This window comes from Aquipluma nitroreducens (genome assembly GCF_009689585.1).
Classification (GTDB): domain Bacteria; phylum Bacteroidota; class Bacteroidia; order Bacteroidales; family Prolixibacteraceae; genus Aquipluma; species Aquipluma nitroreducens.
In genome coordinates this window covers 2,646,652-2,669,805 of the sequence record NZ_AP018694.1, presented here as the reverse complement: position 1 = coordinate 2,669,805, position 23,154 = coordinate 2,646,652, and the positions used below count along the sequence as shown (strand labels likewise).

At 40.6% G+C, this 23,154-nt stretch carries 18 protein-coding genes; 11 read left to right on the top strand and 7 right to left on the bottom strand.

What is annotated here, in order from left to right:
* Nucleotides 1-26 precede the first annotated feature (26 nt).
* From AQPE_RS11210 to AQPE_RS11190, 5 genes are all read right to left on the bottom strand, one after another.
* Nucleotides 27-3,419: an efflux RND transporter permease subunit gene (locus AQPE_RS11210; protein ID WP_318351148.1), complete on the bottom strand. Its 3,393-nt coding sequence runs from the start codon at nt 3,417-3,419 to the stop codon at nt 27-29.
* 18 nt (nt 3,420-3,437) lie between these two features.
* Complete coding sequence (locus AQPE_RS11205; RefSeq protein ID WP_318351147.1) at nt 3,438-4,556, bottom strand: efflux RND transporter periplasmic adaptor subunit; 1,119 nt, start codon at nt 4,554-4,556, stop codon at nt 3,438-3,440.
* A 31-nt stretch (nt 4,557-4,587) separates the two neighbouring features.
* Nucleotides 4,588-6,021, bottom strand: a complete 1,434-nt coding sequence (locus AQPE_RS11200) for a TolC family protein (protein ID WP_318351146.1) — start codon at nt 6,019-6,021, stop codon at nt 4,588-4,590.
* Between the two features lie 12 nt (nt 6,022-6,033).
* On the bottom strand, nt 6,034-6,789 hold the full coding sequence (locus AQPE_RS11195; RefSeq protein WP_318351145.1) for a TetR/AcrR family transcriptional regulator: 756 nt from the start codon (nt 6,787-6,789) through the stop codon (nt 6,034-6,036).
* A 278-nt stretch (nt 6,790-7,067) separates the two neighbouring features.
* Nucleotides 7,068-7,502 (bottom strand): YqaA family protein, encoded by a 435-nt coding sequence (locus AQPE_RS11190; protein WP_318351144.1) that lies wholly within the window; start codon nt 7,500-7,502, stop codon nt 7,068-7,070.
* Between the two features lie 156 nt (nt 7,503-7,658).
* On the opposite strand from AQPE_RS11190, the gene rbfA reads away from it, so the two are divergent.
* The 11 genes from rbfA to AQPE_RS11135 all read left to right on the top strand — a co-directional run bounded on the left by rbfA (nt 7,659) and on the right by AQPE_RS11135 (nt 18,867).
* Entirely contained in the window at nt 7,659-7,997 is a 339-nt protein-coding gene (gene rbfA / locus AQPE_RS11185; RefSeq protein ID WP_318351143.1) for a 30S ribosome-binding factor RbfA, read from the top strand.
* Nucleotides 7,998-8,084: 87 nt separating this feature from the next.
* Nucleotides 8,085-8,906, top strand: a complete 822-nt coding sequence (locus AQPE_RS11180) for an SAM-dependent methyltransferase (RefSeq protein ID WP_318351142.1) — start codon at nt 8,085-8,087, stop codon at nt 8,904-8,906.
* 71 nt (nt 8,907-8,977) lie between these two features.
* Nucleotides 8,978-10,213 carry an FtsX-like permease family protein gene (locus tag AQPE_RS11175; RefSeq protein WP_318351141.1) on the top strand — a complete coding sequence of 412 codons (1,236 nt, stop codon included), beginning with the start codon at nt 8,978-8,980 and terminating at the stop codon, nt 10,211-10,213.
* A gap of 609 nt (nt 10,214-10,822) precedes the next feature.
* Nucleotides 10,823-12,073: an OmpA family protein gene (locus AQPE_RS11170; RefSeq protein WP_318351140.1), complete on the top strand. Its 1,251-nt coding sequence runs from the start codon at nt 10,823-10,825 to the stop codon at nt 12,071-12,073.
* A 52-nt stretch (nt 12,074-12,125) separates the two neighbouring features.
* A complete protein-coding gene (locus tag AQPE_RS11165) occupies nt 12,126-13,244 on the top strand; it encodes an OmpA family protein (RefSeq protein WP_318351139.1) in 1,119 nt (372 codons plus the stop codon).
* Nucleotides 13,245-13,335: 91 nt separating this feature from the next.
* A complete protein-coding gene (locus AQPE_RS11160; protein ID WP_318351138.1) occupies nt 13,336-14,019 on the top strand; it encodes a TapB family protein in 684 nt (227 codons plus the stop codon).
* 54 nt (nt 14,020-14,073) lie between these two features.
* Nucleotides 14,074-15,108, top strand: a complete 1,035-nt coding sequence (locus AQPE_RS11155) for a hypothetical protein (protein ID WP_318351137.1) — start codon at nt 14,074-14,076, stop codon at nt 15,106-15,108.
* A 42-nt stretch (nt 15,109-15,150) separates the two neighbouring features.
* Nucleotides 15,151-16,056, top strand: coding sequence for a leucine-rich repeat domain-containing protein (locus AQPE_RS11150; RefSeq protein WP_318351136.1), 906 nt, complete (start codon nt 15,151-15,153; stop codon nt 16,054-16,056).
* The gene (locus AQPE_RS11145; RefSeq protein ID WP_318351135.1) at nt 16,053-17,201 is read left to right on the top strand and encodes a hypothetical protein; all 1,149 of its coding nucleotides are present in this window, start codon (nt 16,053-16,055) and stop codon (nt 17,199-17,201) included. Before AQPE_RS11150 ends, AQPE_RS11145 begins: the two co-directional genes overlap by 4 nt.
* A 28-nt stretch (nt 17,202-17,229) precedes the next feature.
* A complete protein-coding gene (locus AQPE_RS11140) occupies nt 17,230-17,847 on the top strand; it encodes a toxin-antitoxin system YwqK family antitoxin (protein WP_318351134.1) in 618 nt (205 codons plus the stop codon).
* Between the two features lie 45 nt (nt 17,848-17,892).
* Entirely contained in the window at nt 17,893-18,867 is a 975-nt protein-coding gene (locus AQPE_RS11135; RefSeq protein WP_318351133.1) for a hypothetical protein, read from the top strand.
* Between the two features lie 127 nt (nt 18,868-18,994).
* On the opposite strand, the gene AQPE_RS11130 is transcribed toward AQPE_RS11135, so the two are convergent.
* The gene (locus tag AQPE_RS11130) at nt 18,995-21,571 is read right to left on the bottom strand and encodes a carboxypeptidase regulatory-like domain-containing protein (RefSeq protein WP_318351132.1); all 2,577 of its coding nucleotides are present in this window, start codon (nt 21,569-21,571) and stop codon (nt 18,995-18,997) included.
* A 10-nt stretch (nt 21,572-21,581) separates the two neighbouring features.
* On the bottom strand, nt 21,582-23,153 hold the full coding sequence (locus AQPE_RS11125; protein WP_318351131.1) for a carboxypeptidase-like regulatory domain-containing protein: 1,572 nt from the start codon (nt 23,151-23,153) through the stop codon (nt 21,582-21,584).
* Between the last annotated feature and the right edge of the window lies 1 nt (nt 23,154).

Here is a 23,154-nt window from a genome sequence, read left to right as displayed (position 1 = left end):
TATCCTATTTATTTATCCAAAACCTTCTATTTAGTTAACGCTTTGATTCGTTTCAGATTTTTGCGTTTTTTCATCTTCAGTTTGATGGTATAATCCAGCTCGTACAATGCAGGAACAAACATCAGGGTTAGGAATGTAGCAAAGCTCAATCCAAAAATGATTGACCAGGCCAATGGACCCCAGAATGCCACATTATCTCCACCAAAGTAAATGTGTGGATTCAATTCCGTAAACATCGTGGTGAAGTTAATATTCATACCCACTGCCAACGGAACCAAGCCAAGCATGGTTGCTGTTGCGGTCAGAATTACCGGCGTCATACGGGTTTTTCCACCTTCGATGATTGCACGCCGTGTAGGCATGCCTTCTGCTTTCTTCGAATCGATAAATTCGACAATCAGAATTCCGTTTCGGACGACAATACCTCCCAACGCTACCACTCCAAGTCCGGTCATCATGATCACCAAATCCATGTGAAAAATCATGACTCCCAGTAAAACACCGATGATACTGAAGATAACCTCACTTAGAATAATAAGTGATTTACTAACCGAACCAAACTGAGTAATCAGGATAAAGAATATTGCACCAAGGGCGATAATCATTGCTTTCAAAAGGAATGTAGCCGTTTCCGCCTGATCGTCCTGTTCTCCGGTCAACTTGATGTTCGTACCCTCATGGAATGTGAAATTCTTGGCTTCACGTTTGATAACTGGAACAATATCATTAGCAGAATAACCTGAAAGAACATTAGAATAAACTGTGATCACACGCTTTTGATCGAGTCGCTTGATTCCGGCATAAGATGATGTATAATCAATTTTAGCCACGGTTGACAACGGGATACTACGTAACATACCCGAATTCATGTCCCGGTAAGTAATCATCAGGTTCACCAAAGCATCGATGTTATCGCGGGTCACTTTTTCGTACCGAAGCATGATTGGATATTCATCTTCATCTTGCTTAAATTTTGAGATTTCTTTTCCATACAAAGCAGTACGAATTTCAAGCCCAATCTGTCCGGTTGAAATTCCCAAACGCTGGGCCCGGTCACGATCAATCTGAACAATGATTTCAGGAGAATTCATTTCAAAATCGGACTTCAATTCTTCAACTCCCGGAATATTCATCGACTTAATATGATCCTTAAAAGCATTTGCATCAGCAATCAGATTCTCCAGATTTTCGCTGGTAATCTCGATGTTGATTGGCTTCCCGGTCGGTGGCCCGTTGCTGTCTTTGTCAACCGAAATTTCAGCTCCCGGAATATCTTTCACCTCTTTCCGAAGAATTTCAAGGTATTCTGTTGTTGATACTCCTGTCGTGCGGTATTTATGCTCCACAAAATTGATTGATACTTTTCCCTTGTTGAACGGAGTTCCCGTTGAAGCAAATCCTTGTTCTTCCGCACCAATGGTTACGTTCGAAATAATGGATTCAACATCAGGATTATTTTTACCGATTACTTTATAAACGCGCTGCTCGGCAACACTTGTGATACTGTCAGTTACTTTCTGATCAGTACCTCCCGGCATTTTTATATAGACGTAGATATTATTTGGATTACTATCGGGGAAAAACAATACCGTAGGTTTAACTGCACCTGTAATGAAGATGGTTAAAATGAAAAGTCCGATCATTCCACCCAAAATCATTACCGGACGCCCGCCTTTCAGAATCATACGCAGCTGCCTTTCATAAATACCCATAATCCATGGCCACGTTTTCTCCTGAAAGGTTGTGATCATTCTTTTGAGGATAAAATGGAAGAACAAGATCATCAGTACCGCAAACACCAAGAAGTTGGCCAGTCCATATACTTTCGTAGCATAAAATACAGCGGCAAATGCCAGCATAATAATCATGATATTTCGAATCTTTTTCCAACCGCTTCCTTCCTGAAATTCCTGATCGTACTCGTGTTTCATAAATGAAACGGCGAATACCGGATTAAAGACATAAGCGACAAAGAGCGAAGCGAACAGCGTAATAATCAATGTTACTGGCAAATAATGCATAAACTGACCAACGATTCCCGGCCAGAAGGCCAATGGAAAGAATGGAGCCAATGTTGTTAATGTTCCTGATAAAATAGGAAGAAAGACCTCACCTGCCGCCTTCTTGGCCGCTATATTAATATCGGGATTGAACTTGTGCAGACGGTGTGTATTTTCGATGACCACAATGGCATCGTCAACCACAATCCCGAGGGCAAAGATGAATGCAAACATCACGATCATGTTCATCGTAAAGCCTAGTCCCGGAATGATCAGGTAAGCCACAAAAATAGAGAGTGGTACCGACAAACCAACAAAGAAAGCGTTGGTAAAGCCCATAAAGAACATCAGCACAATGGTTACCAGAATAAATCCGATGATGATAGTGTTATTCAATTCTTCCAGAGTATTTCGGGTATGACGGCTCTGGTCGCCAGTAATGGTAACATCCATGCCTTTGGGAAACTCACGATCTTTCAGATCCGCAACAATTTGTACAATCTGATCCGAAGCGTCCAACAGGTTTGCACCATTCTTTTTGATCACATTCAGGGTAATTACATTTTTACCATCCAGACGGGCAAAACTTTCCTGTTCTTTAAAGCTATCTTTTACATCAGCAATGTCGCTTAATTTAACAAAAGCGCCACTTGAAGAATGAACCACAATATCTTTCAGCGTTTGTACATCGGCAAACTGACCTTTAATCCGGACAGTATTACGGACACCATTATTGGTTAAAGTACCACCTGAAATGGTCATGTTTTCCATGGCAACGGCCTGTTCAATGTTGCTGAAAGTAACTTTTGCCGCCTGCATCTTGAAAATGTCGCAATTCACCTGGATTTCACGATCCAATGCTCCAACAATATCAACACGGGTAATTTCCTTCAGGCCTTCAATCTTATCCTGAGCGATTTCTGCATAATGTTTCAATTTATCCAGATCATAGTTTCCGGAGATATTGAGGTACATCACCGGCATCGCCGAAATGTCAACGTCCATAATCGAAGGATCCGAAGGCAAGTCGGTCGGAAGATCACTTTTCGATTTGTCGACAGCATCGCGAACGCGCTGTTTTGCCGTTTCGATCGACAAATTAGGGTCAAACTCAACGATAATTGAAGAGAAATCAGGAACTGAGTTACTGGTTATCTTCTTTACATCCGAAATCGATTTCAATTGTTTTTCGATTGGACGGGTAACCAGGTTTTCAATATCTTCGGGAGAAGTTCCCGGATATGGCGTACTTACAATGATATATGGAATTACTACCTGAGGGAATTGCTCCTTCGGGATAAAATAGTAATTCATCATACCGAGTACCGATATCAGGAACGCAAGAACGTAAACGCTTGTCCGGTTATCAATAGCCCAGCTTGTTGCAAAAAATTCTTTAAACTTGTTTTCTTTCGACATAATAGGTCATTTTTGGAATTAGAAAACTACAATTTCACCTGGGTTTAAATTCTGAAATCCGGCGGTGATGATATTTTCGCCAGCGGTAAGTCCTTCCAGCACTTCAATGACTCCATCGTAATCCATACCTGTTTTAACCATTCTTCTTTCGGCAGTCCATTGGTTGCCATTTTGTTTGGCGATATAAATAAATTTGCCATCCTGATTGCTCTGAATGTAATTCACGGGTATACAGAATGCTTTTTCGTTGGTATAATCCTTGATTTTGATGTAGGCGATCATGTTGGCGCGCAACTCTGCATCTTTCGACGAAACTCTACATTCCACCTTAAACGTGCGATTGGTTGGGTCGATAAAACGGCTGGTGAAGTTTAGCTTAGTCTCAATGTCTTTTCCTAAATCAGGGAAATTGACCAAACAAGCGTTTCCGTCTTTAATCCGGGTAGCATAAGTTTCAGCCACGTCAGCCGAAATTTTTGCCACATTCATATTGATCACACGAATTGTAGATGTTGGCATTCCAGGTGAGGCCATCTGTCCAACACGTAACGGGACACTTTCGACAGTACCGCTGATTGGCGAAATAATTTTTGCCAATTTTAGCTGTTCCTTCATCGTATTCACACGTTTTTCGAGCGATTCCTTGTTGTTTTTTGCCTGCAAATACTGGATTTCGCTCCCAATTTTCTTATCCCACAGTGCGCTTTGCTTTTCGTAAATACTATTAACAAGAAGCAGCTGAGTATTCACTTCTTCGAGCGATTGTTTCAAAACCTGGGCATCTAAATCAGCCATTACCTGACCCTTTTTCACCGGAGAACCTTCGGTTACATACACGCCAGTTACAATGCCTGACATCTGTGGACTTACAGCAATGTTTTGATCGCCGTCAACAGTTCCCTGTACCTGAATGTAGTGATTGAATACACACTCGGTGGATGGTGAAACCTTAACGGTAATTGCTTTCTGTTCTGCTTTTGCTCCTTCAGGATTGATTTCGGCTTCGAGTTGGGCTATTTGTGTAGCGAGTTGATCGTGCTGCGTTTTTAGCTTTTCAAGCTCCGCCTTTTTGTCGGTATTCTGGCTGCACGAAACCAAAAATGCGATCAGTGCAGAATAGTAAATAATTTTTTTCATTGTTTTTTCGTATTTGTTGTTTTATGAATTTCTATTTGTTTTCAGCATTCGGATTGATGTTGAACAATTTTTCCAATTTCGACCTTGAACCCTGCAAATCATAGATCGCCTGATAATAGTTGGTCAGATTGGTCAGGTATTGGTTTTGGCTGGTCATCAGATCCATACTTGTAGCCACACCCTGTTTGTATTTTTCAAGCGTACGCTGGTAGATGTCGTCAGATAATTCCTTGCTTTTTTTCTGATTCTGATATTTTTCAAGTTTCAGTTTTAAATCGTTCTGATACTGGGTGGATTGCATGGCCAGACTGCTTGAAACATACTGCCGTGTATTTTTTGCTTTCTCAAGCGCGAAACGCTTTTGAGACACTATCGAAGAACGTTGACCGCTACTAAAGATTGGCAAACTTAAATTTACGCCCACCACATCTTTGGGTGAAAAATCGAATGCCGGAGCTTTTAACTTTTCGGTATGATTGTAGAACCCTGCTATAGTTGGAAGGTAACTTGCCCTTGCTAAATCCAGCTCTAATTTGGCTGCTTTTTCAGAAGTTTGAATGAGTTGATAATCAACATTCTGGCCAATATTAAATGATTCGGAAAAAAGTTGTACGCTCGATGCTGTAAGCGATTCGCCCGACTCCAATGGGTCGCTCAATTCAACCTTTGCAGCATCGTCCATACCCATCTGAATTTTCAGCAAACGGTAACCCATATCCAAGTTGCTGTCAATCTGGTTCATCGCATTACGAACCGTGTTTCCGGTTAATTCAAGTTGATCAACATCTGTCTTTTCCAGAAATCCTTGTTTATTCATTTCCGAAACTTCGTACAACGTTTTAGTAATGTTTTCAAGGTTTTGTGCCAGAATCTTCCGACTTTCTTCAGCCAGCTGAATCATGTTATAGGTATTTGTAACCGTCTCGATGACATCAAGTTTTGCTTTCTCGGCATTTTGTTTTGTCAGTCCATAGTAAACCTTTGTAGCCTGTAAACCCACGATGTACGATCCACTGAAAATCAACTGTGAAAGCGTAAAGTCAAAAGTTGTATTGCTTTTAACACCAAGTTCAATAGGAGTACCAGCCTCGCTGTTTAAATAAATACTTTCTCCGCTTAAAAGTTGAAGCGAACTCATTGTTCCGCTCATGGTCACTGGATCCCAAGGGACTTCAGTATTTGATAAAGTTGTTTTGCCACCAAAACTCATCGTTGGAACTTTAAAAATGTGCTGATAAGCGCCCTTCGCCGAGATTTGAGGAAGCCCTGTAGACACGGTTTCCCAAACCTTCTTCTGGGCAATTTTCAGATCAAGATCCGAATTGAGGATGTTCGTGTTGTTTTGCATCGCCAATTTTAAGGCATCCTGAAGCGATAACCGGACTGGCTCCTGCGCACTGGAAAGCAATGTTCCGGTTAGAAACATTACTGCCAGGAGTAGAATCTGTTTGTGTTTTCTGAACATGTTTTGTAATCTTTATTGGTTAAAAATATTTTTATTCGATTGACTTATTTCTGATTTGCGTTTTTCGAAGTAGGCAATACCTTCCAAGGTTGAAATTGCACGAATATGGTTTTCGAACATCACTTGAAATACCTGCTCGAAAGTGATATTTTCAACAAAGCAGTAATCCTTATTGTGCATTTCAACGAGATTTCTCACATACAAACCGGCCACTAAATCGATGTTTACATCGCTGCGATACAATCCTTCAGTGATTCCTTGTTGAATATTTTGACTAATCTGATTAAACATCTGGTTCTGTTTCCGAACCATGAATTGGGTGAAAATAGGTTCGTAGTATTTTTTCAATTCAAATTTTATTTTCGAATCGAGTTTTCCCATTTCTTCAAAAACCAACAAACTGACCTGTATCAATACTTCAATGGCATTTAAATCCTCAAATCTAATTTTTGACATTTTTTTAATCCACTTCATTTCATCAAAGTAGAAAAGCTTTTCTATCAAATCTTCCTTACCTTTCACATACAGATAAAGGGTTTTTTTCGAAATTCCCAAATTTCGGCTAATATCATCCATGTTTATGTTTCTGATTCCAAATTCAGAAAACAGTTCGATAGTTCGTTCCAGAATAGCCAGAAATTTAGGATCGTCAAAATTTAATTCTTCCTGCATTTTCGAGTTTACTTTTAATTTCAGCACAAAGAAAGGAAACATTTTTGATACGAAACGTTTCCTGTATGTAAAGTGTTCGTTAACATTTCGTGTCAAAATTCCTGCTTTTAACAAGAATAATAGTTAATGGGGTAGATAACCCAGCAAAATCAATAGGTGAATGACAGTTTTATGACGGTAAAAGAGAACTATTTTTCTCTTTACTACAAATCATATGCTTTGGATTGATCATCGTCCTTCCGGAGAGGACGGATTTGGTGGTTAAATATTTTATGATTTCCCGAATTTGTTTCAGGAATTATAACACAACAAATACAACTAAAACTCCATGTGGTCAAAATATCGGTGTATCAGGCTTAAAAAAATGATCGAATTCAGAATACCAGCCCGCTGAGCCAGGCCCAAACAACATAACGGACAAATTTTCCGGCGAGCATCGTAACAGCAACAATCCAAATGTTTGATCGAAGAACCCCAAGTCCGATTGCAAAAATATCACCAACTCCGGGCAGCCAGGTCAGGAAAGCAAAGAAGGCGCCTCTTTTATACAAGCGATCGTGCCATTTTTCAATAGTTTCACGTTTAACCCGAAGGTATTTTTCAATCCATTCCCATTTCCCTAAATATCCGAGGGCAAAACTACTCATACCTCCAACCCAGTTGCCCAACGATGCAACAATTACGGCCGAATAAATATCGGTTCCATTTGCCAAAACTGCCGTAAGTACAACTTCCGAACTAAAAGGCACAACTGTTGCTGCCAGAAAGCTAGCCAGAAAAAGTCCCCAAAGGCTGTAATCGAAAATCAAGGTAAAAGTTTAAAGTAATTTCTGAGCGCGAACTTAAAGAAAATAAACGATTCGGATGATGGCAATGCCATATTCGAATCCTTGAACCAATTGTGTTTCCTTTTGTTCGAACAAATTTAATTACCTTTGACCGCTTAATGACTAAAAAGAAATACAATGGAAACGACTCGTCAAAATAAAATATCGCGACTGATCCAAAAGGACATGGCCGACATCCTGCAAAAAGAAGGGAAAGACCTGTTTCACGGGATCTTGCTCAGTGTTACCAATGTCCGGATTTCGCCCGATCTTTCGGTTGCGCGGGTTTACTTGAGTATTTTTCCATCAGAAAAAGGAGCCGAAGTTCTGCTTGAAATTAAAAAACACACTTCAAAACTAAGAGGTCTGCTTGGACTAAAAGTTGGAAAACAACTCCGGATCGTGCCTCAACTCGACTTCCACATCGACGACAGCCTCGATTACATCGATAACATCGACCGGCTGCTCAAAGAATAATCTTGAATTTCTAATCTTGAATCTTGAGTGAAAACAGTTCAGCACTAATACTCAAGACTCTAATATTCTAATAATCAAGACAAAAAAATGCAATACGATCCGATTAAACGCTCGCTGGGAAAAGTATTTAACCAGACTCCGCTGTTACGCAAGCTGTTTTATCAGTTGCTCGACCTGCTGTTGCTTCGGGCCTGGCATATTCGCAAAGAACTTCGTAAACGATCCCATTCTACTCCTGATGTAAAATCTATTTTGGATGCCGGATCGGGTTTCGGACAATATACCTATCGCATGTCACGCTGGTTTGCTGAGGCAAACATTAAAGCTGTTGATATCAAACCGGAACAGATTGAAGATTGTAATCAATTTATGCAAAAGTCAGGACTGGCCAATAGGGTAAAGTTCGAACTGGCCGATCTCACTCAATTTCAGGAACCCGATAGATACGACCTGATCCTTTCAGTTGATGTAATGGAACATATTGAGGAAGATGTACAAGTTTTCCGGAATTTTTATGCTTCGATGAGAAAAGGAGGAATGTTGCTGATTTCAACTCCATCCGATCAAGGCGGTTCCGACTCGCACGACCATGATCACGAAGAAGGTGTTCATGGATTTATTGACGAACATGTTCGCGACGGATACAACATCGCAGATATTGAAAGCAAATTGAAATCGGTTGGATTTTCGAAAATTGAAGCGCGCTATTCGTATGGTAATCCTGGAAAAATATCGTGGAAACTGTCGATGAAATACCCGATCCTGATGCTGGGAGCAAGCAAAATTTTCTTTATAATTCTCCCGTTTTATTACCTCATCGTTTATCCGTTTGCCCTTATCCTGAACTTTTTTGACCTCGGAATGAAACACAAAAGCGGAACCGGATTAATTGTAAAAGCCTGGAAGTAAATTTTTGGGAAAGAGTCACCCGACATTGGGAATGGAAAATGGTAAATTGTAAATAGATAATTGGTAAATCATTGAAAACCGCCTTCTATATCGCCCGTCGTTACCTGATTTCAAAAAAATCGGTCAATGTAATCAATATCATTTCCGGAGTATCGATTGCGGGTGTTACTGTTGGCACATTTGCGCTGGTGGTGATTTTATCTGTTTTCAACGGGCTCGATTTTTCGATCAAATCACTTTTTTCAACATTCGATCCGGATATAAAAATTACCAACACCGTAAAAGGCAAGTCATTCGAATTGAATTCAATCGATATCGATAAAATTAAACAGATTGCTGGTATTTCAACAGTTACTCCCATTATCGAAGAAGACGCCTTTTTGATGTATGGCAATCGTCAATACTTCGCCACCATCAAAGGAGTGCCCACCAATTACAACCAGGTTTCCAGACTGGATACCAGCAGCATTACCAGTGGCCGCTTTTTGCTCGAAGCTGATCATGTTCCGTTTGCATTGGTTGGACAAGGAGTTGCTTATTACCTTTCGGTTGGCCTCAGTTTTACCGACCCCATTCACATTTACACACTGCAAAAAGGCTCAAAAGGACGTCCAACAATTGAGAACACCTTTAACCACAACACCATCTATGCTTCCGGAATATTTGCCAATCAACAAGAAATTGACTCCAAATACGTGTTGGTTCCTTTCGGTTTCGCTCAGGAATTGTTTCAGATGGAGGGTCGTGTAAGTGCAATTGAAGTTGGCTTAACGAAAGGCGTATCCGAAGATGTTGTCAAAGATGAAATTGCGCACGTTTTGGGCAATCAGTTTGCGGTTAAAACACAATTCGAGCAACACGAACTTTTTTACCGGGTGATGCAATCCGAAAAATGGGCCATTTTCTTCATTCTCGCTTTTATTTTAGTTATTGCATCCTTCAATATTCTGGGATCGCTTTCGATGCTTATAATAGACAAAAAGGCCGACATTGCCATTCTTCAGAGCATGGGAGCCAACCAGAAACTGGTTCGTACCATTTTTCTTTTTGAAGGTTGGATGATTTCACTGGCCGGAGCTACATTGGGACTAATTCTTGGCGTTCTGATCTGTTGGATTCAGATCGAATTCGGAATCCTGAAAATTCCCGGAAACGATGGTTCATTCATCTTCTCAAGTTATCCGGTCGAGATCCGGATTAGCGATCTGCTGGCTATTTTCCAACTTGTTACAGGCATTGGCTTTCTGGCGGCCTGGTACCCCATCCGGTTTATCTCCGGAAAATACCTGAACGGCCCGGTGAAATAATTCTCATTGGTCATGTAATATTCTCCCAAGCCTCCCTTCAGGGACGTTTGAAATATGTGAAACTGACCCAATTTTTTCCTCCACGATAACTGCCTGAAAAGCATAAAACGGAACAGAATCGCTTCGCATTTCAGTTAGTATTTTTACTTTTTTCGAAAGATCGTTCGTTAGATCCGTATCGCACAAATTCATCTGAATTTGTCTGAAATCCCTTTTCAAGAGTCATTGATTTCTTATAAGAATCGTGAAAATCCCTGAAAAAACAAAAAAAAGAAAACAATCAAGCACGATTGGACAAGTTAAGATTTCGACAGGATTCGGTTAGTTCACATTAACAACACTATGAGTTAAATCTATACTGGTCATCACGGGAAAAAGTGATTTTCAATTCAAATCAGCAAAATCACCTTTTTCGGGGACAATCCTAAACTTTTGAAAATATAAATTTACTTGAAAATATATTCGGGAAGAAATGGAATAAAACTTAAAGTTCAGTAACTTTAATAGGAAAATTCCAAAAAAAAGGAGAGTAAAGTTTTGATGCGGGAGATGGTGAGCTTTGGTTCCAGATAAAGAACGATTTCTTAAAAACCATAAAATCAAAACAGTATGAAAACTTTAAAATTTTTTCTTATCCTCATTTTTTGCCTGGGCTCAATCAATATTGATGCTCAAATCAACATCAAAGATAAACTGAAAAGGCAAACCAATAACCGCACCAACAAGAATGTTGATCAGGGAATCAACAAAGGTCTTGATAAAGTTGAAAATGGTGTAAAAGACCTTTTCAAAAAGAAAAACAAGGATAATCAGGACAGCGCGGCAGTTGATCAACCCCTGGCAGGAAATCAAGACTCCAAACAATCGTTGAAGGCCTTCTCGAATTACGATTTTGTTCCTGGAGACAAGGTTCTGCTTTACGAAGATTTCAGCCAGGATGCAGTGGGCGATTTCCCTGCACTATGGACGACCAACAAATCAGGAGAAGTCAATACCCTGAATGTTGCTCCTGGTAACTGGCTAAACCTGAACGCGACCGAAGGAAACTGGTGGTTTTTGAAGCAGATCGAATTCCCCAAAAATTTCATTGTTGAATTTGATGTGGTTCCCAAAAAAGGCGCCCCCCGTTATGCAGTAGGCGTTACCATATACGGCGAAAATGGTTTTAAGGAGATGAGTGACCCGTATGCCAGCAAAACAGGACTAATTATCAATATTGCAAAATCAGGCTGGGAATCTCATGGAATAAAAGCCGGTAGTCCAAGGATTAGTGGCGATTCAAATTTAAAACCGGTTGAAGAAGAAAAGTTAAATCATGTAATTATTTGGGTTCAAAACCGGCGCGTCCGCATCTATCATAAAGGCGAAAAAGTGTTGGATATGCCCACCAACCTTTACGACGACAGTAAGTTTACCCGATTTGGATTCATGCTGTACCGTGGGGCTTCGAGCGCCTCGTATGTTAGCAACATCAAAATTACAACTGCATCACCCGACACCCGCAACAAGTTGTTGACTGAAGGCAAACTGGTGACCTACGGAATTTATTTTGATGTAAACAAGGATGTAGTAAAACCCGAATCATACGGTACATTAAACGACATTGCCAAAATCCTGAATGAAGTTCCCGAAGTAAAAGTAAAAATCCTGGGACACACCGACTCGGATGGACAAGATGCAGCAAATCTTGACCTTTCCAAACGTCGCGCAGCCTCAGTCAAAGCCGAATTGGCCAGAACCTTTGGGGTGAATGCCGATCGCCTGATTACCGACGGAATGGGCGAAACCCAGCCGGTAGCGCCAAACGATACACCATCAAACAAAGCGCTTAACCGAAGAGTTGAGTTTATCAAACAGTAAATCAGCAAATAACCAATTTATTCATTCATTTCTTTCACAAATAATCCAAATCATGAAGTCCATTAAATTGTTGTCGGCAGGTATCTTTTGCTTGCTCTTTGTTCACCTGAATGCTCAAAATGAACCAGCAAAAGATACCACTGCCGTTCAAACTGCTTCGGAGAAACCAACACTGCAATCGTATTCGAAATACGACTTTGTTCCCGGAGAAAAAGTTATTTTTTTCGATGACTTTACCGAAACTGCCGTGGGCGATTTTCCACCCAATTGGAATACGAATGCATCGGGCGAAATTGTCACCACGAACTTGTATCCCGGAAACTGGTTTAAAATGACTGGCGAAGGAAGCATCGTCATTGATGAAGGAATTAAGTTACCTGAAAACTATACGATTGAATATGAGGTTATTGCATTTCAAAAAGAAGAAGACAATAACAACTTCGAATTTGGATTTTACCTCTACAGTGCCGATGACCCGAAAGACTTGAACGAAGGAGGTGCCGTTCCGGGAAACAAAGGAGGTATTAAAATGAATTTTGGGTATCGTGCTACATACAGTGCATACGACGAAACGGGTTATACCATTAGCGGAGAAAAAGATGATGCGGTTATGGAATCCGGTAAAAAGTACCGCTTGTCGTTCTGGGTACAAAAAACCAGGCTGAGAGTATATTTCAATCAGGTGAAAATTTTCGATTTACCGAAAGTCTTCAAGGCAGGGTTCCAGTGCAATCAAATGCGATTTGAATTGTGGGAATCGGCAACTCCACTGATAACCAATTTCAGAATTGCTGCCGGAATGCCCGATATGCGCAACAAACTGATGACCGATGGCAAGCTGGTTACCTACGGAATTTACTTCGATGTGAATAAGGATGTTGTAAAACCCGAATCGTACGGAACGCTGAAAGAAATTGCTAAAATCCTGAATGAGGTTCCGGATGTGAAAGTAAAAATCGTGGGACACACCGATGCCGACGGCCAGGATGCCGCCAACCTCGACCTTTCGAAACGTCGTGCAGCCTCAGTCAAAGCCGAATTGGCCAGAACCTTTGGGGTGAATGCCGATCGCCTGATTACCGACGGAATGGGCGAAAGCCAACCTGTTGCACCCAACGACACTCCGGTAAACAAGGCGTTAAACCGCAGAGTTGAATTCATCAAGATGTAAAATATTCTGCCTAATGCCTGCAAATAAGAGAAATAGGCAGGAAATCATGCTCAATTTCAAATTCAATAATAAACCCTTTTAAGTACTAAAAATGAAAAAGCTCTTTTTATTAACTGTAATTCTTTTTGGCCTGCAATCGCTGAAAGCCCAGGAAACCTTTTTCCCAACAAAAGAGGGAATGGTTCTCATTTACAAAAGTTTCGACAAAAAAGATAAACTGTCCGGGATGATGAAATACACCATCGAAAAGGTCAACATCAGTGGAAACAACATCGACTTCACGTATTTGTGCGAATCGCTGGATAACAAGGAAAAACTGGTGTTCAAGGAAGAAATCACTGTTCATCAGAAAGGCGATGTCATGTATATTGACATGGGTAATTTCCTGAATAAAGCCGCTTTTCAGCAAGAAGGAACCATTCCTGCGACGGTTGAAGTAAAAGGAAACAACATGGAGATTCCGCTAAACCCGTCACCCGGCCAGACTTTACCCGATGCCAACATCGAAATGGCGATGAAAATGGGATTTGTAAACATGAAAATGTCGGCCGCTGTTACTAACCGCAAAGTGGAAGATATCGAAGATATATCGGTTTCGGGCGGAACTTTTAAATGTTACAAATTTTCGGGCAATGTCAACACGGTTGCCATGGGTATAAAAGTTCAGGCTAAAACTGTAGAGTGGTTTGCAAAGGGGATCGGAACAGTTAAAACTGAAAGTTATGACAAAAAAGGAGAATTGACCGGACGAACTGAACTGGTCGAAATCAGGTAAAAGTTCGAATTTAAAGTACATATTTCAGTATCAGACTAACTAAAAATCAGGAAAATGAAAACAAATCTGATTACATGCTTATTGTGTTTTACGCTTGGTTTTGCAAATGCTCAAACCATGCCTGAAGCATTTATCGGAATGTTACCCAGCCCTCCCGGAGATATTTGCAGTGAGGGCGAAAATTCGGGTCGATCGGCATTTATGCAGCAGGTTGGAGATTTGAACAACAAATTGAGTGAAGAAATGTCGCGCCGGAAGGATGAGATCGAAGAAAAAATGGATAACAACAAGGATAAAATGATGCAGAACGCCATGGCCCGCACCGGAGTTTCACCCCAACTCATGCAGCAGATGATGTCCATCGAGAAGGCAAGTAAAGGCGCTACGGGAGATCAGAAAAAAGCTTACGAAGCGCAGAAAAAAGCACTGGCCGGTCAAATGATGGAACAAAGTACAAACATTTCGATGGGCGAAATCGAAAACCTTAAAAAGATGGACAAAGCCGGTAAAACAGCCTGGGCTGAAGCGTATGCCACCGAAAAAAAAGCCGAAGTAATGGCAGATCCGCAAGCTTACCAGCAAAAAGCTGCTACCGACATGAAAAATTATAAACTGGCGGAAAAGCAAAGACAACTGGCCGACAGCCTGGGGGCACAGTCGATGAAATACATGAAGCAATTTGAGGAATTGGAAACCTCCAAAGAATCACAGAACCTGCTTACACAAATTAGCGAGCTGGAAGCCAGACTGAATGAAGAGTATCAGAAAGAAAACCGACCCAATGATGATGCAATCAAGTCGTTAACAAATCAAATCAGAAATGCACAGATCAGTTTTTGCAACATGCAAAGCCCAAAATATCTCGACATTTTGTCGAAATTCAAAAGTTTTACGCAAGCATCACTCACGCCATATTACCGGCTCGAAAAGCTGACCAACCAGGTTACTGCCAGTCAAACCGGCGTTGAAATAAACACACAACCGGGATTGATGGGACTTCAGGCCATCGGCTCCTATTTGAGTAAATTAAGCGACGTTTACCGCTACAGCCACATCAGGCCCCAATATGTATATATCGGTGCCGAATGAGTTGGATACGTTGGTAAAAAGGTTTTATTCAAAACAAATCTCATGAAACGATTGCGAGTCTTATTCTTGTTTTTGGTCTTTTGCATTTCGGTTGCGGCCCAAAATACGGGTAACGATGCGGCTTCCATTCGTGCACAAATGTCAGCAATCCGTAAAGGTACCAATTGGAACGACCCGGTAGCGGCCAAGGCTGCCAACACAAAAATTCAGGAATTGGCTGCAAAGTTAACTTCGGCGCTTCGCCAGGGCAAACCGCAAACCCTGACACCGGGAAGTGAAGACATAAAACCTGAAGAAGCAGCCAAAATTCAGCAGGAGAACGATGATTACAGCAATAAGCTGTGGAACCAGATGATGAAAATCGTTCAGGAAGGAGGAAAAGACAAATGGGATTTGGCCGAACCTTTGAGGGAGGAAATAGTTAAGGAATACAAGGAAGACGAGAATCCGACTATTAAAAACAACGAGTGGCTCGAATCCATTCCAACACTCGTTCTGAACCTGTCGTGGCCGCATGTAAAACTTATTATTGACCAGATGAGTATGTTTAGGGGCATCAAAACATTGATTGTTACCTGCGACACAAAAGGCACTGCAGTTAGCTTGGAACAAATTTTGAAAAATGCGGCAGAATATCCCCTGGAAGAACTTTACATCATCAATTTTGGTTCTTCGGTGAGCGTAATTCCAGAACAGATAGGCACTTTCAGCAATTTGACTCATGTCGGTCTCTTCAATAACAACATTTCACAACTTCCGTCGGCAATGGCCGGAATGACCAAGCTGGAAACCTTGTACCTTGATTTGAATCCGCTAAGTTCAATCTCCGGAAAAATTGGTACAATGAAAAAGTTGACTGAACTCGGACTTGCCAAGACCCGGATTAGCGCTGATGAAATCAGTAAAATCAGCAAATTACTCCCAAACTGTAAAATTTTAACCGAATGAAACGCATCTATCTGATTGCAATTGCATTCTTGCTCTTTTCATCTCCAGTTATCAGCATAGAACCTAATTTCCTGGTTGTCTGTGTTTCAAGTGGCGATACCGCTGTGAAATATTCAGATTCGTTCGAAACTGTAATGGAAAGTTACCTGAAAGATGCCTTCCCATGTGCAAAAATTACCAAACGCAGTGGTATCGTAACGAGGTTGGCCCGAGAAAGATTGAACCAACTTTTAGGGGGTGAAAATCAACAGGAATTGGTTAATATCGGAAAAGACATGAACTGGGACTATTTCGTAAAATTAAGTCTGAAAACTTTCGAGGGTAAAAAAATCATGGTTCGGGCAGTATGTCTGGAAAGAAAGAATGTGAACTGCATTGCTGATGCAGATTATGTTTTCGTTACCATGGATTATCAGGGTGTAAAAGATGGCATAAACCAAATCGCCAAACGCCTGATCGATAAATTGTCGAAATACGAAATTTGTGCTTTTCAGGGGTCGGTAACAATAACCATTAGTTCTGACCTTGATTCAACGAATGTTGAAGATTACGGTGTTTACTGCAACGAATCGAACCAGCGCTACCACAAGGAAACTGTGATAAAGAACCACACCTTTAGCGAGTGGAAACTACAACGTAAAGGAATTCCATGGACCGATGGAACCATGACCTTTTATACTGATGAAATGACGAAAACGACCGAAGAAGATGGCTGCCACAAATGCAAAACAGGAAAGCGCGAAGGCGGCTTGGTAACGACCATGACCAGTTCAATGAAAGTAAAAGGCACCGGCATTTCGCACGACAGCCAATTCAAGGGAAAAAAGCAGGACGATACCCGGGTTGAACTCCAATTTCTGGAAAGCGACAAATACCTTGTTGTTGCCAAAGGAACTTCGCAGCCGGTGACCGGCGAGGACAAAGTAGTGACACAGGCTCAAGGAACCTGCGACAACCAACCACTGGAAACCAAGCTGTTGCCAAGAGATATCAGAGTTCCGCTAAGGGTAATCTTTGGACCTTACGATGGCAAAGCAACCGATAAACATCTTCAGCAAAAGGATACCAAAGAGGTGAAGGATCCGGTAAGCAATGAAAAACAGACCATAAACATTGATTTTTCTTTGACCCAAAAAGAAAAATAGTCAGGAATCAACCTTAAAAATTGAAGCCATGCGTACATTTTTGATCCTCATACTTTCAGTTATGTTGAGCCAAACAAATTCAATTACGCATCAACGAACACAACAATCCAGCCTGGACCCGATCCAAAAAGATGATGATCCCTTAAACGGCCCTAAAAAGGAATACTATCCGAATGGCAAAATCATGCGCGAATATACCCTGAAAGACGGCAAGGTAAATGGCTCTTATAAGTTTTACAATGAACTGGGCCGCCTGGTGTCTGACCAGTATTACAAAGATGGCGAACCCAATGGTTACCTGAAAACCTTTTATCCCAGTGGGCAGGTGAAATCGGAAGGCAACATGAAACCCGGAGGCGATATTTCTGGCCCGACTCGTGAATATTACGAAAATGGTACGCTTAAATCAGACGGAATGATTTCTGGACAATTTCCAAATATTTCAACTCAAACCAAAAATTACTCTGAAGATGGCAAGCTCCGAAGTGAGATTATCACTTCGAATGGCGAGTTCGTGTACTCGGTTACGTATGACGATCAGGGCCGGATAACTTCGGAGCAAAAGCCAGGCAATATAATTTCGTATTGGTACGAACAGAATACCGGGAAACGCCATGTTTCCATCAATGGTGTCGAACAAAAATAAAATTTGCAGAACAATCATGTCAATCCACTATTCATCTATCGTACCATGAAAAAAGCATTCCTTTCCCTGATTCTTTTTGAGTTCCTCATCGCATCGCTGTTTGCACAGCCCGAAAAAATCCCGTATTTAGGCGACAAACCCGGTACATTCGAAATTCTGAGCCGCACCAATTATTCGATTTACCAGAAATTTACACCCGCCGAAATGGCGGCCAACATGAAACGAATCAAGGAATTGGTTTCCATTGTCAGGCAAGACTCTGTGCTGGCCGAAATCAAGGGTTTTATGGGCCGGACCCGGATTTACGACATTTCGAACACCCAGAAATGCAACTTCGGAGTGCCGGCAAGGGTAAGTTTCGAGTTCAGCGACTACCTGTACAGCAAAGGAAAAATATCTTATAACACCATCGAACCACCTGAATGGTCTATTTTACTCAACCACATGTCGGGGTACTGGAATGGTTTTAATACCGAAAAGTGCATGTTTACCATTCCGTTCAAAAAAGAAACCATCGCTCCCGGAATTGATGTTTACGACAATGTGACTTATGTGATTTATGATCCTTCTCGTCCTCCGTATTGGCTGCCGGTAACCGTTGAGGAAGCTTTCGCCCTTGCCCGCGAGGAAGCCAAAAAGGAGAAAGACGAAATTGCAGCTCAATACACCAAGCAATTTCTCGACAATGAATGGGCAGCCATTTCGCCTGCCAACCTTAAAAATCAGGCTTATTATGGTGGCGGGATTTCACGCGTAAGCGATTCGCCGGGCATGGAAGGCCAGGACAACCTTTTCCCACCCATTGTAAAGGTAAATCCTGAATACTGGAATAAAAACCTTCCCAAATCAGCCATTCAGTTTATCGTACTCACCATTTCGATGGATAAAAAATACTTGCGCCACGAATACGAATCGATTGTCAAGCATAAGTATTTTGGCGAAACCTGTAACCTCGAAAAGTTCCTGATTTCGTACGACGAAGAAGAAATTAAAAAACTTACTCAGCTTATCGGCAAATAAATCAATCATTAAAACTGGTTCCTGTCGAATCTTTTTGTTTTTGCTTTTTTGGGGTAATGTACTGAAAAAAGTGAATTTATAAAAGAAAGGATTCCATCTTTTAAAAAGAGATGGAATCCTTTGCAGTTTATTTGGTTACTGTAAAACCCACTTCCCCTGCACCCATTCTTCCATCCGAAGCCATTCCCTGCACTTCAATTACGAAATCGGAAATTACTTTTCCGGAAGTAACCTCAAATTCAAACTGCCCCGTTTGATCAATTTTTTGGTCCGGGATCCAGAGTAAAGTAGTCCGGGTATTGCGCTTTGGGTTTGCCGGTTCGATAGGAAATACGTTTGGAACCCTGAATTCACCATCAAGTTTTTCATTTGTAGATTTGGGGCCATCCAATTCGGTGGTTTTTGCCTTCTTCTGAAAGATTTCAATGACTCCAACTGAATTTAATCCAGTGTACTTTTGAATATCCATCGGGTTCGTCGAAACATTAATGTGGTCAATGTCTGATGGTGAGAATCCTTGAATTGACCCAATATCAGTACCCATCATTTGCCCATCTAAAACAATTAAAGCGCCTCCCTGGTAGTTGAGCGAATTCTCTGATCCAAAGAATACAATCTGGTTATTTACAACTTTATACGGCTTTATTGTTTTTATTACGTCGAGAATACTTGTTGCAGAATTTAATAGCTTTCGTTGATTATCCAGGCTTTGTGTGTTGAGTTTATTAATCTTTGGCGTCCGACTGAACAAATCCTCATTATTATCGAAATAGGTCTTATCGACTACCGTTTCTGAACTTATCAGGTTGAATCTCTTCATATTATCGGCAATATAAACAGAAATTTGCCCTTCAAGATTCTTGATCATATTTACATTCAAATCACGTTTCCCGTCAGAATCAGTTGCTTTCGCCGAAAAATCATCAATATTGCTCATATACAGATTCGGAAAAGAAAAGATACCTTCAGAATTAGTAGTGGTTGTATACAGTTGCATGTTTTTATTATTCACCAAACTTACTTTCGCTTTATTTACTTTACTCCCACTTTTATCGGTTACAACCCCTGATATTCTGAAATTCGCAGTGTTTGTATAAGAAGCATTTTCAGGTTTAAACTGTCTGATCTTTGCCCAATCAAAGCCCTTAATGCGGTTCGCAATCAGAAAAATATCCATCAGTGTGGAATTTCTGCTTTTGTCTTTAAATGCTTCAGGAAATAGCGAAAGTGGCGATTCTAATTCTGATTCAAACTGAAGGTATTCTTCAATCTGTGTTTTATCCGAATCGTTACGAAATTTGTCAGTAACCGATATGGCAACATTACCTGAAACAGCTTGATTGCTTTCATCAGTAAGTTTAACTTTTACCTTCATTTTTTCGCCGGCAGACAAACTGGTCTTCTCTAGTTGTATGTCGACTTTAAGCTCCTGTTTATTGTCTTTAAAAACAATACGCTCAGCCAGTAAGTTTCCTTCTTTCGAAAATGCTGATAATAAATTAATACCCTGAGGCAATTGATCGGCAGGAATTTTCAATCTTCCAACTCCATCAATCTCCATGTCTCCGGCCCAATATACATTATTGCCATGTGTAACAGTAAGTGCTACAGCATGCTTTAGCTTATCAGGAAAAGTTAGGTTGGCGTAAATAAATTGGGCATCGGTTTTTACAACAGAAATAGCAAGGCCATTCGTAGTAGAAGCGGGTAGTTCAAACGATTGATTTTGGCCTACTGTTCCGGAGAGAAGAAGTTTTAGCTTTTGCTGACCGGGATAAATGACTGAGAAAAGACCAAGTCCTTTGGTCAACGTTTTAACCGGTGTCACTTGTTGGCCTTCCTGATTCAAAACAGCCCCTTCAACACTAACCGGAATTCCCCATTTATTAAAGGCTGTGTATCCAATCTTGGTAGGTACTCCGGCGATCAAATTTCCACCTTCAGGATAGAATTTAATCACAACAGGATCAAGGTTGGTAGGGAGAAACACTTCATGTTTCCACTCACCTTTCGAATCAGATAATTCGCAAATAAATGGTTCTCCATTGGTTTTGGCCGGGATTGTAAAAGGAATATTGACTTTGCCTGTTTCATCGGTCTTGACTTTATCTTTTTCAAGTGTTTCAGTGCCATTCTTAATTTCATAGCGCAACTGTTCGTTTTTTTGAACAGCGCCTGAATTATCCCGCAGAACCACAGAAAGTTCATTTTTCTTTCCGGAAATAGAAATGCTATCCTTTGCGGTGGTTCCAACAACCCACTGGTTACTGTACTGTGGATCAATTGTCAACTTTACAATTGGAATTTGTTCTAACGAACTCTGTTCCGAAGAATAGGCAATCAGGAAATAGGAATCTCCAGCCAATTTATCCGGAATCTGTAAGTCACCCGAACTGGATCCATTACTCATCCTGAAAGTACCTTTCGTAACATTCGTTCCTGTTTTGTCGAAAAGACTGACATAGAGTTTACTGTTTTCACCAGAAACCACTGAATTATCAGTTTGAGAAGAAAAAGACCTGAACCAAATGGTTTCACCGGGTTTATAAAGGGTTTTATCCGTCATCAGAAAGATATTTTCACGCGGATAAACACTAAAGTAGTTGGTAATCTGTAGGCTAATCTTAGGAATTGGGCTCTGGTCCTGAGCTGGAAGTAATAATCCGGACAAAAGCATTAATGACAATAATGTGAATGTTTTCATATGCGCGATATTATTTAGTGTGGTTAGCATTCTTTTCATCAGAGTTAAATAAGGAGTCGTTTTTCATCGAATAGTCCTGCAATGATTTTCGCAGTTCTTCAGATGGTTTAATGATGTTGTAATCACCCCAAAATCCGTCATCAAAATTCGTTACAACTTCAGTAAATATATCTTTCGAATTAAACATTTCATCCTTTTTAAAATGGGTTCTGTTGTCAGGCTTAATATCAGTAACCAATAGCTCCGAATCGCTGTAAAAAACTGAATTAACCTTATCGCCTTTGCTCTTTACTCTAAAATTAATAGAAGCCTGAGCTGTACTCAAATGCCATTTGTTATTGGCCCGGCGGTAACTAACTTTATATTCAACTTTAATTGGCCTGACATAAAAGTCTTTGGGCTTCTTTCTAATGAGCGATTCGCGCGCAAATTTCAGTCCGGCCCTACTTAGTCCAAATTCGGCCCTAACAAGCGCGAAAGAAGACATGTCGACATACAACTTGCCTTGATAGCAGGGATAATCAACTTTCTCTTTCGGTTTAAAATAAACCACATAGGTATCGCGATTATCAACTTCAATAATACCTTCTGTAGAAAATTTGTAAAAATCACGAAACTCCGGATCAAGAAATGAATCGAGGGTTTTAACTACATCAAGCTTGGTAATGTAGTACGGACCGCCTTGTATCTTAAAATCAACAAATTTAAACGGCATAACATTCTGACTCTTACGTCCCTTGATCACTCTGACCTTATCCTGAGCGAAAGAATTATCGTAAGAAGCTTTTTGAATTTCCATAAGTGCCTCTGCAACATCAATGTAATGATTGTCTTGCTTTAAAACTTCCCTATAAAAAGAAGTCATTGTCTCACCATCGCGAGAATAATTGAGCGAAATCTTCGAAAGGATTTTGCTTATAATATCATCTGAATTAATAGCTGTTACCTTAATTTCTTTTAACTGAACAGAAGATGGTTCGAGTGCAATTTGATAATCCTTATCTGTTATTTCTCCTATGGGCTGTATCTGTTGCCGGTATCCCAAACATGAAATAATGATGGTGTCCTGTTTCATCGATTCCGGGATTTTTAGTTCAAATTCACCATCATTGTTTGAAACAGTGCCTATATTTTTCCTGAAAATAAAAATGCTGGCATAAGAAAGTACATCCTTTTCATCTTTATCGACGACTTTCCCGCGGAAGGCGATGATCTTTGGTTTTTCCTTTTCTACGTCAATGTCCTTTTTTTTTACCTCATCAATTTCTGGAATGGCAATAATGATTTGCTCTCCAAGGACTTTATACGAAAATTTTCCATTGAATAATGAGTCGAGTGTTTCCCTGATTGTTTTGTCGGCGATTGAAATATCCGTCTTTTTTTCGGCTTCAATCATCAACGCATCATATGAAAAAAAAACCTGGGCCTGAGACGAAATCTGATCTAAAATAGAAGCTATTGTTTCATTGTTTGCTTCAATACTAACTTTCTTTTCCAGTACAGAATTGCTTTCCTTTTGTCCGAAGGATATCCTGAACGACAAGAGGAAAACAATCAAAAATAATCCGCAAACTGGCTTCATT

What these genes read in the sequence shown, in the direction of transcription:
- AQPE_RS11210 (WP_318351148.1), bottom strand. Translation starts at nt 3,419, where the DNA reads ATGTCGAAAGAAAACAAGTTTAAAGAATTTTTTGCAACAAGCTGGGCT.
- AQPE_RS11205 (WP_318351147.1), bottom strand. Translation starts at nt 4,556, where the DNA reads ATGAAAAAAATTATTTACTATTCTGCACTGATCGCATTTTTGGTTTCG.
- AQPE_RS11200 (WP_318351146.1), bottom strand. Translation starts at nt 6,021, where the DNA reads ATGTTCAGAAAACACAAACAGATTCTACTCCTGGCAGTAATGTTTCTA.
- rbfA (WP_318351143.1), top strand. Translation starts at nt 7,659, where the DNA reads ATGGAAACGACTCGTCAAAATAAAATATCGCGACTGATCCAAAAGGAC.
- AQPE_RS11180 (WP_318351142.1), top strand. Translation starts at nt 8,085, where the DNA reads ATGCAATACGATCCGATTAAACGCTCGCTGGGAAAAGTATTTAACCAG.
- AQPE_RS11170 (WP_318351140.1), top strand. Translation starts at nt 10,823, where the DNA reads ATGAAAACTTTAAAATTTTTTCTTATCCTCATTTTTTGCCTGGGCTCA.
- AQPE_RS11165 (WP_318351139.1), top strand. Translation starts at nt 12,126, where the DNA reads ATGAAGTCCATTAAATTGTTGTCGGCAGGTATCTTTTGCTTGCTCTTT.
- AQPE_RS11160 (WP_318351138.1), top strand. Translation starts at nt 13,336, where the DNA reads ATGAAAAAGCTCTTTTTATTAACTGTAATTCTTTTTGGCCTGCAATCG.
- AQPE_RS11155 (WP_318351137.1), top strand. Translation starts at nt 14,074, where the DNA reads ATGAAAACAAATCTGATTACATGCTTATTGTGTTTTACGCTTGGTTTT.
- AQPE_RS11150 (WP_318351136.1), top strand. Translation starts at nt 15,151, where the DNA reads ATGAAACGATTGCGAGTCTTATTCTTGTTTTTGGTCTTTTGCATTTCG.
- AQPE_RS11145 (WP_318351135.1), top strand. Translation starts at nt 16,053, where the DNA reads ATGAAACGCATCTATCTGATTGCAATTGCATTCTTGCTCTTTTCATCT.
- AQPE_RS11140 (WP_318351134.1), top strand. Translation starts at nt 17,230, where the DNA reads ATGCGTACATTTTTGATCCTCATACTTTCAGTTATGTTGAGCCAAACA.
- AQPE_RS11135 (WP_318351133.1), top strand. Translation starts at nt 17,893, where the DNA reads ATGAAAAAAGCATTCCTTTCCCTGATTCTTTTTGAGTTCCTCATCGCA.
- AQPE_RS11130 (WP_318351132.1), bottom strand. Translation starts at nt 21,571, where the DNA reads ATGAAAACATTCACATTATTGTCATTAATGCTTTTGTCCGGATTATTA.
- AQPE_RS11125 (WP_318351131.1), bottom strand. Translation starts at nt 23,153, where the DNA reads ATGAAGCCAGTTTGCGGATTATTTTTGATTGTTTTCCTCTTGTCGTTC.